This window comes from Alphaproteobacteria bacterium (assembly GCA_026400645.1).
GTDB lineage: Bacteria > Pseudomonadota > Alphaproteobacteria > Paracaedibacterales > CAIULA01 > JAPLOP01.
The window spans coordinates 20,356-33,878 of record JAPLOP010000030.1; the positions used below are offsets into that span (position 1 = coordinate 20,356).

12 protein-coding genes are annotated in these 13,523 nt (G+C 46.3%); 5 read left to right on the plus strand and 7 right to left on the minus strand.

Annotated features, from left to right (window positions below; all coding sequences use genetic code 11):
- Window positions 1-131 precede the first annotated feature (131 nt).
- The gene (locus tag NTX76_05030) at window positions 132-413 is read left to right on the plus strand and encodes an HU family DNA-binding protein (protein ID MCX7338624.1); all 282 of its coding nucleotides are present in this window, start codon (window positions 132-134) and stop codon (window positions 411-413) included.
- Between the two features lie 57 nt (window positions 414-470).
- On the opposite strand, the gene hemF is transcribed toward NTX76_05030, so the two are convergent.
- The 5 genes from hemF to NTX76_05055 all read right to left on the minus strand — a co-directional run bounded on the left by hemF (window position 471) and on the right by NTX76_05055 (window position 3,455).
- Window positions 471-1,322 (minus strand): oxygen-dependent coproporphyrinogen oxidase, encoded by an 852-nt coding sequence (gene hemF / locus NTX76_05035; protein ID MCX7338625.1) that lies wholly within the window; start codon window positions 1,320-1,322, stop codon window positions 471-473.
- 34 nt (window positions 1,323-1,356) lie between these two features.
- The gene (locus NTX76_05040; GenBank protein ID MCX7338626.1) at window positions 1,357-1,821 is read right to left on the minus strand and encodes a tRNA (cytidine(34)-2'-O)-methyltransferase; all 465 of its coding nucleotides are present in this window, start codon (window positions 1,819-1,821) and stop codon (window positions 1,357-1,359) included.
- Between the two features lie 18 nt (window positions 1,822-1,839).
- Complete coding sequence (locus NTX76_05045) at window positions 1,840-2,538, minus strand: SprT family zinc-dependent metalloprotease (protein ID MCX7338627.1); 699 nt, start codon at window positions 2,536-2,538, stop codon at window positions 1,840-1,842.
- Window positions 2,535-2,840, minus strand: a complete 306-nt coding sequence (locus NTX76_05050; protein MCX7338628.1) for a hypothetical protein — start codon at window positions 2,838-2,840, stop codon at window positions 2,535-2,537. Before NTX76_05050 ends, NTX76_05045 begins: the two co-directional genes overlap by 4 nt.
- Before the next feature lie 63 nt (window positions 2,841-2,903).
- Window positions 2,904-3,455, minus strand: coding sequence for a TIGR00730 family Rossman fold protein (locus NTX76_05055; protein ID MCX7338629.1), 552 nt, complete (start codon window positions 3,453-3,455; stop codon window positions 2,904-2,906).
- A gap of 85 nt (window positions 3,456-3,540) precedes the next feature.
- On the opposite strand from NTX76_05055, the gene tssI reads away from it, so the two are divergent.
- The 4 genes from tssI to NTX76_05075 all read left to right on the plus strand — a co-directional run bounded on the left by tssI (window position 3,541) and on the right by NTX76_05075 (window position 9,297).
- Entirely contained in the window at window positions 3,541-5,949 is a 2,409-nt protein-coding gene (gene tssI, locus NTX76_05060) for a type VI secretion system tip protein TssI/VgrG (protein ID MCX7338630.1), read from the plus strand.
- A gap of 8 nt (window positions 5,950-5,957) precedes the next feature.
- Window positions 5,958-6,713 carry a hypothetical protein gene (locus NTX76_05065; protein ID MCX7338631.1) on the plus strand — a complete coding sequence of 252 codons (756 nt, stop codon included), beginning with the start codon at window positions 5,958-5,960 and terminating at the stop codon, window positions 6,711-6,713.
- A 161-nt stretch (window positions 6,714-6,874) separates the two neighbouring features.
- The gene (locus NTX76_05070; protein ID MCX7338632.1) at window positions 6,875-8,695 is read left to right on the plus strand and encodes a TonB-dependent receptor; all 1,821 of its coding nucleotides are present in this window, start codon (window positions 6,875-6,877) and stop codon (window positions 8,693-8,695) included.
- The gene (locus tag NTX76_05075) at window positions 8,692-9,297 is read left to right on the plus strand and encodes an energy transducer TonB (GenBank protein ID MCX7338633.1); all 606 of its coding nucleotides are present in this window, start codon (window positions 8,692-8,694) and stop codon (window positions 9,295-9,297) included. The genes NTX76_05070 and NTX76_05075 overlap by 4 nt, the downstream gene beginning before the upstream one ends.
- On the opposite strand, the gene NTX76_05080 is transcribed toward NTX76_05075, so the two are convergent.
- Together NTX76_05080 and raiA are read right to left on the minus strand one after the other, a co-directional pair.
- A complete protein-coding gene (locus tag NTX76_05080; GenBank protein ID MCX7338634.1) occupies window positions 9,275-12,406 on the minus strand; it encodes an FAD-dependent oxidoreductase in 3,132 nt (1,043 codons plus the stop codon). The genes NTX76_05075 and NTX76_05080 overlap by 23 nt on opposite strands.
- Window positions 12,407-12,678: 272 nt before the next feature.
- Window positions 12,679-13,248, minus strand: coding sequence for a ribosome-associated translation inhibitor RaiA (gene raiA, locus NTX76_05085; protein MCX7338635.1), 570 nt, complete (start codon window positions 13,246-13,248; stop codon window positions 12,679-12,681).
- Window positions 13,249-13,523: the final 275 nt, after the last annotated feature.

The window sequence follows — 13,523 nt, forward strand, 5'->3', positions numbered from 1 at the left end:
CAAAAAAATGAGAGAATGTATCGTATCTCTCATTTTTTTTATCCGCCGAAACTTTTTTCCTTGCATGTGGGCTCGGTTTATGGTTATGACTTCAGTTAGAGTAAGGTTTACAAACCAAATGGAGATTATTTATGAATAGATCAGAATTAGTTTTATACGTTGCAGAAGCAACAAGCCTGTCAAAGCCCGATGCCCAAAAGGCCGTCGATGCCGTATTCGAGGGCATAACAGAAACTTTGCGTCAAGGAAATGAGGCGCGGTTCCTTGGTTTCGGCAGTTTTGCTGTCCAACACAGTGCCGCCAGAGAAGGCAGAAACCCAAGAACCGGCGAAAAGCTACAGATTGCAGCGTCATGCCGCCCTGTATTCAAGGCCGGAAAAGAATTCAAGGACGCTGTTGCATCATTAGCGTAACCTCGACTTTTTCTCTTCGCGGCTCTCACCTTTTTATGCAGAAGCCGCGAAGCCTCCCTATGACCAACTGGCAACAGGCGGCAGGGACATCAGGATGGCTTCTGTATTCCCGCTAGTTTTCAATCCAAAGCGTGTTCCCCGATCATACAAAAGATTAAATTCCGTATATTTTCCACGCTTGATTAATTGATGATATTTATCCTCTGGTGACCAGGTTTTGTTCATGCGACGTCGCACCAGCTGACAATATGACCGAAGGAAATTCTCCCCGACGTTCTTTGTGAATGTAAGATCATTATCGAAACTACCGCTGTTGATATAATCATAAAAGATCCCACCGACCCCCCGTGGTTCTTTTCTGTGGGGCAAATAAAAATAGTCATCACACCATTTTTTAAACCGATCATAATCATCCGGATGATGCTTGTCACAGGCGGCCTTCATCGCTTTATGAAAATCATCGGTGTCTTCCTTAAATTCAAAAGTAGGCGTTAAATCCGCCCCACCCCCAAACCAGCATTTTGATGTGATTATATGGCGCGTATTCATGTGAACGGCCGGCACAAACGGATTTAGGGGATGAATGACCAGCGACAACCCGCTGGCCCAAAATCGGGGATCCTCTGCGGCACCGGGGATTTCCCTTCGAAACTCAGGGGAAAATTCCCCAAACACGGTCGATACGTTTACGCCAGCCTTTTCAAAGACAGCCCCCTGCAAAATGGCCATCGTGCCTCCACCTCCATCTTCGCCCCCTTCGGTTTCGGGCTGGCCAGATTCCGGGCGTATCCAAGGCTTAAATTGAAACCGACCCGGCAATAAATTCGGATGCTTATAGTCATTTTCAATTTCCTCTAACGCCTGGCAAATCCTTTTCTGGAGGTTTGTAAACCAGGTGGATAAAATCATCTTTTGTTCCGGTGTTGTTATCACTTTCTACGCCTCAATTATTATTGAATCTTGTTTGCCGAATCGCCTCTCCCAACACAACTGATGCAGCAACCGCCACATTCAATGATCGTCTGTTCGAAACCATGGGAATCTTAACTTGATACTGACACTGATCAAACACAACGTCCGAAACACCACAGCTTTCCTGCCCAACCAGCAGAATATCACTACAGTGAAAAGAAAAATCCCAATAGTCAAGCGTTGCTTTCGTATCCAAAAGAATAATACGTGATGGATTGGGCGGAGAGCTTGCTTGGTGCCTAAATTCATCCCAGCACGAATGGCGCGTCACTGTCGCCAGATCTATATAATCCATCCCAGCCCTTTTTAAGCGGGTGTCATCCCATACAAAGCCGCAAGGGTCGATAATATCAATTCCCACCCCCAAACAGGACCCGAGGCGTATCATTGTCCCCACATTTTGGGGGATTTCCGGTTGGTAAAGTGCAAGCTTCATTAAGGGCACCTTTCTTTCTTAAAACGTATATCGAAAAAGGTGTTTTCCATTTTCTTTTAACCATTGCCGACAATTTTTGTGATCCGGGCAAAGATGATTAACAACACCCCAAAAGGCCTTGCTGTGATCCATATGGACCAGGTGGGCGACCTCGTGGGCGCAAACATAGTCGGCGACATCAACGGGGGCCAAAACAAGCCGCCACGAAAACGATAGATTCTTTGAAAAGGAACAGCTTCCCCACCGTGAATGCGTTTCACGGACAGAAACTTTATTGATCTTTGGGGCCCCATAAGCCGTCAGTTGCCCAACATAACCATGTGCCCTTTCAGATAATCCATCCAGGGATTGCTGCTTAATAAACTTTTCCAATTCCTCTGCCGGGGATCGTTGTTTGTGACAAACAAAAATTCTGTCCTGCTCAATAAACACTTTATCCCGGATATCTTTTTGAAAATGAATCAGATGGGGCTGCCCAAAAATACTTACTGTGGCGCCATGATCCAATTTAATAACATCAGGCTGTCTTTTAAACCTTTGTTCGACCCATTGCTGTGACCGTTCTAAAAACGCCTGAATATCCTTTAACCGGGCACGGGGTGGCACCGTTAACGAAAAGAAATTCTTTCGCGTATCGTAACGCAATCTTAAATTCTTTGCCCGACTGTTGGGTTGAACGATAATGGGATGCCCGGAAACCGAATATTCGCCTTTCATGCGACCATCCAAATCGTGTTCGTGTTGGCATTCTGAACAATCGTCTGTAAATCAGCCAGGCCCAGCGCAAGGCACCCGGATGTTGGCTCGAATCCCTTGCTACCCACCGATTCACCAACGTGAATAAAAATGGCGCTCCCCTTATAAGGGATGGTTGGATTTTGATTGTGACTTGTTGTGATCAGCAAATCATATCGATGATCATCGCGCCATAATTTCTCGTGGGATGCAGGAAAAGGAATCTTGATGGGTTGATTGTAAAGGGGGTGCCCCGGCAACAGGGAAAAAACTGCCCCTGCCATTCAACCTGATTAGGGGGATACGTTTTTAAGATCATGTATATCCATTATTGTGCGTATTATTCCTCAACATCCCATACTTTTGATCACCAAATCAATGGCCTGCTGCGGATTATCCACAACGGTGACAAGCTCCAAATGCGCCGCTGGTGCAAATTTATGGTCAAATACCTGCTGCATCAAGGCAACCAAAGGCGTCCAATAATTGTTAATATTTAAAATAATGATTGGTTTTGTATGAATATTAAGTTGGCGCCATGTCACAATTTCGAACAATTCGTCCAACGTTCCAAATCCACCGGGTAAAATAATAAAAACGTCAGCAAGTTCTGACATTTTTAATTTTCGTTCGTGCATTGTATCCACGATTTCAACATGGTTCAGGTCTGGGCTTATCCCTTCTTTGTCAACCAAAAGGTGCGTGATAATACCCGTGGCTAATCCACCGTTTTTAACAACGGCGTCTGCAACACGACCCATCAGGCCTTTTTTTCCTCCGCCAAAAACAAGACCCAGCTTGTTTTGAGCCATAAGGGTCCCAAGATTCACGGCTGCTTGCCGGTAAATATCATCCGTTTGATCGGATCCGCCGCAATAAACACATAAGGTTGTAGCCATATTTAATCTTTCTGCTCGACATTGTTCCAGGAAAATCCCAGAATATCCTTAGTATAAATTATAAATCGTTAAAAAACAGTAAACCGTGAAAAACGAAGACGAAGACGATCTGTCAAACGATGATCAGCCAGAAGACGATCAACCCAATGACAGTCAAAACAGACTCACCATCGAAACCCCCCTTGAGGATGTGCAGTTTGTTGTTTATAGCCTAGACGGGTTTGAAGGTCTATCCATCCCATTCGAATTTCAAGTACGTGTGTCGAGCGAATCCCTCGATATCGATTTTTCTGAATTAATAGGCAATGAAATTACTGTTTCCTTTAATTTCAAACAAGAAGATATCACAGAAGATGACGAGGGGGACGACGATCAAGAGGATGAAGACGACGAAGGCGAAGAGGGTGAAGGTGAGGACGAGGACGATGACGACGACGATGATGAAAAGCCAGATCCTGTTCGTTATTTTTCCGGAATTGTTGGTAAAATTACCCAAGACCAAACTTATACGGATGGCGATGGGAACCCCTATGCCTATTACCAATTTGTTATTCATCCTGCCTTTTGGCTTTTAAAGTTTACAAAGAATTATCGCATTTTTCAGAACCTGAGTGCGTCCGAAATTATCGGTCAGATTCTGGATGAAAATGACGTTACGTTTGACGATGACCAGGTTTCGGATGCCGGTCAAACCGTCCGGGATTATTGCGTTCAATACGATGAAAGCGACTTTGATTTTGTCTGTCGCCTGATGGAGGAGGAAGGCATCTTTTATTTCTTTCAACATGCAGAAGATGGCCATACCCTTGTCCTGGCAGATACCGCGGATGATGCCGATTCTGCAAGCGGGGATGCCATTCTTTTTGCGGCTAACATGACAACATATGATCCGTTTAATATCGTGACCGAGATTAAATTCCAGGAACAAATTGTCCCCATGGGATACAGCGCCATCGATTACAATTATGACACGCCGTCCACCCGCCTTTATCAAGCAATAGAAGGGTCCGGCACCGGTGGCGTTATCTATGATTACCCAGCCCTGTTTAGCGATACTGACGAAGGGGAATCCATAACAGACAGGCGCATTGCAGAACTAGAATGGCCAAAGACGTTGATTCTGGGCAAGGGTACGGTTCCCGGGTTCGCGCCTGGGATGACATTTGATCTGGATAATCACCCAAGGGATGATATCAACCAAGAATACCTTATTTACAAGGTTCAGCATTCTATTCGTCAAAATATTCCACCATTTGATGAGGGCCAGGATGACGATCAAGTTTTAGAAAAAATTTATGAAAATGAATTTTCAGCCTTTCCATCCGATACAGAATTTCGCCCCCCACGGATCACACCAAAGAAACGTATCTATGGCAATCAAACGGCCATCGTCACAGGGCCAGAAGGGGAAGAAATTCATTGTGATGACCAGGGGCGAATAAAGATTCAGTTTCCATGGGACACCAGAAATGGCGACGACGCTGATGATGATTCCGATAATGACGATAATGACGATGATGATGACGATGATAGCGGCAGCTCTTGTTGGGTTCGAGTTGCCCAAAGTTGGGCCGGCGCCGGCTGGGGATCACTTGTTATACCGCGCGTTGGGATGGAGGTTGTCGTTTCCTTTATTGATGGGGATCCAGATCGCCCCTTGGTTATGGGATGCGTTTATAATGGCGACAATGATGCCCCTGATTATGCCAGCGATCGCCCAACGGCCAGCACATTCAAAACAAACAGCACCGAAGAATCAGATGGATATAACGAAATTCGCCTTGATGATGAATCCGATAACGAAGAGGTTTATATCCATGCCCAAAAAGATTTCACAGCAGAAGTAGAAAATGACCTAACCCTGGATGTGTCAAACGATATGACCGTAAAGGTCGATGGAAACCGCGAAGAAACAATATCTGAAGATGATTCTTTGATCGTTGAGGTAGGACTGAAATCCACTATCCTGAGCGGGCCTTTTACGTTGAATATGCTGAATATCGCAAGCGGCACCGATATGACAAACATCCTAAAAGGAAAGAAAAAAACAAAAATCGTTTATGGCGACCATGTTTTGGATATTGGCACAGGGGATGATTCAACACTGATCGGCAAGGGTGATCAAACCGTAACGATTGTCATGGGCAACCAAACAATTACCCTGACCAATGGTAATATTAATGTGACCGTCAATGGGGAAATTAATTTTAAATCAACGGGAAATATTTCGTTTGAATCGCTTGGGGATATTTCGTTAAAGGCGATGAATGTCAAGACGGATGCGCTTTTTGCCATTGAACAAACAGCCGTCAATGAGATCACGCAAGGGGCCAATATGATCAACCGACAGGCCAAATTAATGATTCAGGATAGTGCGAAACTAAGCATCAAGCTCAAATCAGATCTGGAGGTTAAAATAGAAGGTGGCGTCAATACAACGGTAAAAGGTGGGGCCATGTGTATTATTAACGGGGCCATGACAAAAATCAATTAAGGTGTAACATGGATCAATTGGATATTTGGAACATCAAAGATCTGCATTCAATTGCTGGTTTGGTGCGACAACAAGAAAAAGTCGAGTTTGAAAAAAAAGAATTGGATAGCGAAATCCCGGATGAACCCAAAAACAAACCAGATGAAGCAGAAGCACCAAAAAACTTGCCCCCAGATGATGGCCTTTACGAAATTCGTCATAATGATGGTTTAATGCAAATTCCGTACAAGAATAAACTAAAGGATGGGGTTGCACATTTCTTTGATCAGACTGGCGCACGAACCAGCTGTCTGATGTACGTCGATGATAAGCTTCATGGGCAAGGCACGCATTTTTACCCCGATGGCACACCCGAAATTGTAACGGAATATGTGGATAATATGATGCATGGCCCGGCAACCAGTTACTATCCGGATGGTGCGAAACGGTTCGAATCGATGTACGCCAAAGGCAAGCTTGAGGGTGAGTTCGTTTTTTACGATGAATACGGCGATGTGTGCCAGCGATCCTTTTACAAAAATGGGGTTTTACATGGCCCCCGAACAACCTATTTTCCAAAGGCACAGGGCGGTGGCGTTTGTGAGGTCGCCCAATTTGAAAATGGTCTGCTGACAAAAAATCAGGACACATTTTATTCGACCGGGGAATTACGCCAAAGCGTTCCATTTGAAAAGGGAAGCCCTTTGTCCTATCCGACCAATTTTGATAAGCTGGGCAAACCTATTATTGACCCCGCCAACCGTAATGTGGAATCAAGAAATTAATCCTAGATTTGATATAAAAAAGACAAAGAATGTTCGGATTTACTAGATTATCCCGGTGGATGGCCACGTCGGGTTTCACCCTCCTCGCCATGACGTCATGGCGAGTGAGCGAAGCGAGCGTGGCCATCCAGTTTAAAGCCTCGTGTTTGTTAAAATTTTTCATGGTCTTTCTAATTATCCCCACTCTTTCGGCAACGGCAGCCTCTGATTTTCTGGCCCCCGTTGTTGTGGTTGCGCAAAAGGCTCCAGAATCCGACCCTGGCATAACCGTTCAGATCGATGCCAAGGATGCGGAACAAAAACAACATTCTTTTGTCAAAGATGCCATCGCAGATCATGCCAGCACCCACATCGTGCAATCGGGAAATGGGGGAAAAACATCCCTGTTCCTACGAGGGGGGAATTCTGATCAAACCCTGGTTCTGATTGATGGAATGCGGGCCAATGACCCAACGCTCGGCGCGTTTGATTTTGGATATTTGGGAACAGGCGGAATGGCGGAAATCGATATCATTCCGGGGCCTAATACGGCACCTTGGGGATCTGGCGCGTCTGCTGGGGTTGTGCACATCAAAACGGCCAGGGGAAGCGGAAAAACGACAGCATCATCCACAATCGAAGGTGGATCATTCGGGATGAATCGTCAGGATGCTGCCATCCAGGGTCAAAAAAATTCCATCGATTTTAATCTGGGTGCCAGTCATTTTGGCGCCAATGGCATTCCGTCGACACCCGCCATTGATCGAACGGTTCCACGACAGGGACAGCCCGATCCTTATCAGAATTATGCCCTAAATGCCCGAACGGGTGCGCAGATCAGCGATGCGTGGCATGTCAGCCTGTTCAACCGCATACAAAAAGCACGGACCCGATACAGCGATATTTTCTATGCCGACCCTGCTTTTCAAGGGTTATCCAAACAAACACTGAACAAGATTCAGGGCGATGGCCACCTGTTCAATGGCAGGTGGAAGCCAACACTTTCGATTGGATACATGGACCAGGATCGACGCGATGCCAACGAATTTCTACCTAGTCAATCTTGGCGTGCCAATTACGGAAAAACCACCCAATTGAACTGGCATAACACCATAAAGGTCAGCAGCTTTTATACGCTGAACCTTGGGATGGAAACAGAAAAACAACAGTATAAATCCAACGATTCAGATGGGTACGCAAAGCAAGCCAGCGCCCAAGAAGATAGTATTTTTATTGGCAATAAATTCCGCCCACACACACGATTGCAGGTTGAGATTTGGGGTCGGCTCCATAAACACAGCATCCACAAAAATCACCAAACATATCGAGGGGCCATTTCTTATATCCACCCAGAAACAAAAACAAAAATCCTGACATCTTATGGTACGTTGATAAAATCACCCAGCCTTTTTCAGTTGTTTGACAGCCGTTTTGGTAATGCCCAGCTACAGCCGGAAAAAGGGTACGGTTGGGAACTGGGATTTGAACACCCTTTGCAGGGGAAAAATTTTGTGGTTGGTAGTACGTTTTTTCGGAATCGGTATTCTGATATGATCGATTGGGTTAGAAGTTATCTCAACATTGGAAAGGCCGAAACGCGTGGACTTGAATCGTTTATGAAAATTACCCTATCAGACGCCTGCCATGTTCGGGCAGAACACACATACCTTCATGCAAAAGATTTGCGAACCAATTTACAATTAAAGCAACGCCCCCTGCATAAACTGTCGTTGACCATGGATTATGCTATGACAGAAAATTGGAGCATTGGGGCCGGCCTTATCCACACGGGCAAACAGGCAGATATAACGCGTTTTCCTCCCTATGATCGGGTTTACAAGGGGGGCATTACTGTTGTGCGTGCTATGTCATCCTATGCCATCCATCAACAGTGTCAGCTTTTCGGGCGGGTGGAGAATTTATTGGATCGTCGTTACACGCAACCAGCGGGGTATCAACAACCGGGGTTTGCTGTTTATGGTGGAATCAGGGTGAATTTGTGAGGTATAAACACACACTTGTTATTTCGGTTTTGGCACATGGTCTTGCTTTTGCGGGTGGGATAGCTTTGCCTGATCTTTTGGATGTTTTTCAAGGACCCATGAAAAAAAGGAGTCTGGGGAGAGCAGAAAATGATGTTCCAACTGTTTCTGTTATTTGGCAAGAGAGGCCGGCTTTGTTGGTGGCGCCAGCTGTTGATTCTGGATTGCTTCGTCAGGCTTTGCCCTCCTCGCAAAGACGTTATGGAGGGCTGACAAAGAGAGCACAGCAAACCAGCGCCTTCATCTCCGACAAACATGAACCCTCAGCATCTCCCTCGTCGCCACTGACCCTGACCCCATCCCCGAACAACCTACCCCCGGAATATCCAGAAGAAGTTCGCCAAAAGGGAATCACCGGGCAGATGATCATCGCCCTATCCATCAACAACCACGGGAACGTTATCGACGCCAAATTAGAATCAGGCTTTGCAGTTGACCCCCTCTTACAAAAGGCTGCCCTTGCGGCCGTTCGTGCATGGAAATTTATTTATAAAGATGGAACGCCAGGGGATGATGCCATCGTTCGTCGCTTTGTTCCCATTACGTTTGAATTAACTGATTAAGCCTGGATGCAATCCACAACCTTGTTAATTTCTCCTGAACTGAATTTTGTCCCAGGCGATCTTTTAATGTATCGAAACTAACACAATCCAAACCCTGATCTTGGTTAATGCAGGAAAAAACAATTTTTTCCTCGCCCGTATGGGGGTCAACGTGATGCTGCAGACATTGCCCACAGATCCCCTTCATCATGCATTGCATGGGGGAATTGATGCTACCAATGGCTAGATGGTTGGGCCTTAGAAAGGGTTTCAGAATTGTATGACGGGCCCTGGTCACGGCGGCCATCATTTGATCTGATCCAATGACCAGGATTCGGTCAACTTCGTTCAGCGGTATTTCTGTTCGACCCAACGTCCCATTACCAAAACATTTTAATGCATCCACAATATTTCCAATAAAACTTAGATCCTGCGGGCGATTGGGCAACAAACCCGGCAGCGCATCGCAACACCAAACGATTTGATCGGCTGCCTGCTCAATCTGATTTTCCATAAAAAGATCTTGTGGTTTTTTATAACCCGCAAAATACAGAACGCGGCACCCTGCTGCCTTCATCGCCTGGCCAATGGAAAACAAAACAGCATTGCCCAATCCACCACCAATCAACAAAACCGTTTCATTGGTTGGTATTTCGGTCGGCGTCCCGGTTGGGCCCATCAACGTGACGGGTTCGCCAACTTTAAGGTGGGCACACAGGTTCGATGATCCCCCCATCTCTAGCACGATCAGGGACAAAAGCCCCCGGTCCGCATCAACCATGGCCCCGGTTAAGGCAATCCCCTCCATCACCAAACCACCCAATGCGATCGTTTCAAAGTTTTGAAGCCTGTAAAATTGCCCTGGCTTGAAATTCCTGGCGGCCATGGGGGCCTTTATAACAACCTCGACAATTGTGGGGGTTAGGCGCTTGATTTCATGAACGTGAGCGCGCAGTAAAATGTTGATCCGCATCAAAAATTGGGATGAACTTTCCCCATTGCCAGCGCAGTCTTTCAGGGCACGACTCAGCGCGGGATATCCCCGTTTTGCGCTAGCCATCGCTTTAACCACACTGCCAGCAAAGGATGGATCACAGTCACCAAAAAAACTGACAGCTTTGCCCGCACCTGGTGCAGTGGCGTTCTGACCCGTCCCTGCTGCAATCAAAATCGTTCGGGCTGGAACAATTTTTTGCATCCCTTCATGATCGACAAGTAACCCATTTGCATGACCATCAGCATCGATCACAACTTTTATGGGCGTGGCATGATCCACAATTTGAATCCCTTCCTCCAGGGCTTTTTTAACCTCCTCTGGGTTTAGAATCGACCCAGGAGATTGTTTAAAATCCCCTCGATACACAATCGTAGAACCACCCCATTCCGTCAACAAACGATGCTTGTCCGCGGGCGTTTGCGCCTGACGCAAAGACATCGCATGCGCCATCATTTCATTGGCCAGGGACTGTTCGGCCACTGTCCATCCAAAGCGAACGGTTTCATCACCAAATTCATTGACCAGGGATTCGTATCGCATCAGAAATTTTTCAACCTGAACCGGGTAATACGCCAACGCTTCGGTTGCGGTATCAATCGCTGTTAGACCGCCCCCAATAACAACAATGGGCAAACGAATTTGAAGATTGGCAAACGAATCCATTTTTGCAGCGCCCGTCAATTGCAAAGCCATCAAAAAATCGCTGGCCTGCCGCACACCGGGTGCCAGGGAATTTTCCATCGGAATCAGCTTTGGACTACCAGCGCCAAGGCATAACGCAACATGATCAAATCCCAATTCAATGGCCTGATCAATGGTCACTGTTCCATCCAGGCGAACCCCACCAATCACACTAAACCGGGATCGACGTTCTAGTAACAAACGAATAATCTTGAGGAAATTTTTGTCCCAACGCACTGTAATGCCATATTCGGCTACGCCACCGAATCCACCAACAATGCGGTCGTCCAAATCTTCCTGGATGGATTGAATGGTGTGAATTGGGGCAAATGGTACTGACAAGGGTTCGATTTTCAAACCATCAATTCCAACAACGGTATGGCCGTCATTCAACAAATAATGGGCCAACGTAAACCCAGCTGGCCCCATTCCGGCCACAAGGATTTTTTTTCCAGTACCAGGCAACGGAAGCGGACGTTTGAAATTGAAAGGGTTCCAGCGCGTCAGCAAGCTGTAAATTTCAAACCCCCAGGGAAGATTCAAAACATCACGCAAGATTTGTGTTTCAACTCCCGGAATGTCAACAGGATCTTGCTTTTGATAGATGCAGGCTTTCGTGCAGTCATTGCAAATACGATGCCCCGTGGCCGCAATCATGGGGTTGTCGATGATTGCCGTTGCCAGTGCGGCGATTGAATATCCCTGCGACTTCAATTCGTTCATTTCGGATATTTTTTGATCCAATGGGCACCCCGATTTTTGCCCAAGGCCCTTGGAACAAGAATCCTTTTCCCGGTGATGGCACCAAATACAATAATTCGTCTGATCGATGGCCTGGTCCAGGCGGAGGCCTCTGTCGGTCAATTTAAACCCTTCACGATAATGGGGGTTTGTTTCCTGCACGTCTGTGTTTTTCTTGGGAAGCTTAAAAAGAACCCCATCCCCATGACGATCTTGACCGTCGGATGTTAATGTGGCCCATGCGGCATACCGGGCGGCTGCGTCCAATTCTGACTGATAGTGCGTTTCGTTATCAAGCCACCCCGCGATTGTTTGGGCGAATTGCAGTTCGTCCTCAACAGGGGGGATGCCTGCGCCATCGCATGGGTTTGGCTTTGGATATTTTTTAACCGCATACCGCTGGACAAATTGCCGCTTGACGGTGATCAAGGGGGCTAACTTTTGATGTTGAGCCTGAAGCCAAAGAATTTGGGCGCGATTATTAAACAGACTTGCGACGAAATCCTCTATCGGCGCAGCAAGGTCGAGAATAAGTGCGCTTTTTTGTTGGTCGTTCAGTAATCCTTGGCGGGCATTGTGATAAAATTCACCAAGGATGGGAAATTCTGTGTTTAAAAACGCCTGAAAATAACCATCCACCTTCATCAGCCCATCAAGAGTGTATAGGTCATCGAATGAGAGGTGAAAGCCTAATTTTAATTCTAGAGCCATTGTTTTTGTTTGGATTAAACGTGTATTCGTTTCAGGTTCTTTTCTGCAAAACTATCTATATTATGTCATCCCCGAGCAGACAGGAAGACAGAACCTGGGCTCTGCCCTAAGCTCTGCACCACACACAAAACAACCCCCCCGTCATCCCGTGGCTTGACCACGGGATCCACAATGGAATACATGGGTCCCGTGGTCAAGCCACGGGAGGGAGGTGAAAATCATTAACAATGGGTATATTACCTCAAAATCAAATCATGTAAACTCTAGAAATTCTAAGCAGGCTTGCGTGTTGGATCAATCCAGCCGATATGCCCATCAGCACGACGGTACACAACGTTCAATTCACCATTCACGGCATTACGGAACATTAACACAGGCTTATCGGACACATCCATTCTCATGACGGCATCGCCGACACTTAGGCTGCTGATTTCCTTGGCCATTTCAGCGATGATCAGCGGATTCTCCTCGGCTGTGTCTTCGTCGCTTGGCTTGATAACAAAGTATTGCCCAGCCATGTTTTCTTTATCAAGTGCGTGGTGATGACGCTTACGATCCCGCAGACGTGTTTTGTATTTTTTAATACGGGTCTCTAATTTTTCTAAAGCATTTCGGACACTTTTGTAAGCATCGTCATCCACGCCATGGCAATTAACAACAAAGTTATGACTGATATGAACAGAAATATCTGTTTTAAATAAGTGGTGATCTTTACTCAGAACAACATGTGCCTCCATTATATCTTTCATATAATGGGTAATCAGGGTGCGAAGTTCGTCATTAACGAATACTTTTAAACTTTCGCCGACTTCGATGTTTTTTCCTGTGATATTAATTGGCATGGTATTTTCCCCTTAAGCCAGGTTTTGTTTCTTCATGTTTAAAGTTAGTTCTCTTATAACAATTCGTCAAGCGCGGTATCATGTAAATCAACGGCCACCCCCTGAAAAGAGCTTGTTTTTGTTAAAAATCAAGGGGTCTTTCAGGAAAGCAGGCGGGTCTTCTAGCCCAATCCCCGTCCGCGGCCCCCCCCTGCACAGGGTGTGTTAGGCGGGTTGGCGGGCTTTAATTCCCCAGGCCCTGCGCATCACATAGGTATCTACACAAGCATGAGATT

Excerpts from the sequence above, each read along its gene's own strand:
- NTX76_05050 (MCX7338628.1), bottom strand. The coding sequence starts at position 2,840 with ATGGCAGGGGCAGTTTTTTCCCTGTTGCCGGGGCACCCCCTTTACAAT.
- NTX76_05045 (MCX7338627.1), bottom strand. The coding sequence starts at position 2,538 with ATGAAAGGCGAATATTCGGTTTCCGGGCATCCCATTATCGTTCAACCC.
- NTX76_05055 (MCX7338629.1), bottom strand. The coding sequence starts at position 3,455 with ATGGCTACAACCTTATGTGTTTATTGCGGCGGATCCGATCAAACGGAT.
- raiA (MCX7338635.1), bottom strand. The coding sequence starts at position 13,248 with ATGCCAATTAATATCACAGGAAAAAACATCGAAGTCGGCGAAAGTTTA.
- NTX76_05080 (MCX7338634.1), bottom strand. The coding sequence starts at position 12,406 with ATGGCTCTAGAATTAAAATTAGGCTTTCACCTCTCATTCGATGACCTA.
- NTX76_05070 (MCX7338632.1), top strand. The coding sequence starts at position 6,875 with ATGGTCTTTCTAATTATCCCCACTCTTTCGGCAACGGCAGCCTCTGAT.
- NTX76_05030 (MCX7338624.1), top strand. The coding sequence starts at position 132 with ATGAATAGATCAGAATTAGTTTTATACGTTGCAGAAGCAACAAGCCTG.
- NTX76_05040 (MCX7338626.1), bottom strand. The coding sequence starts at position 1,821 with ATGAAGCTTGCACTTTACCAACCGGAAATCCCCCAAAATGTGGGGACA.
- hemF (MCX7338625.1), bottom strand. The coding sequence starts at position 1,322 with ATGATTTTATCCACCTGGTTTACAAACCTCCAGAAAAGGATTTGCCAG.
- NTX76_05065 (MCX7338631.1), top strand. The coding sequence starts at position 5,958 with ATGGATCAATTGGATATTTGGAACATCAAAGATCTGCATTCAATTGCT.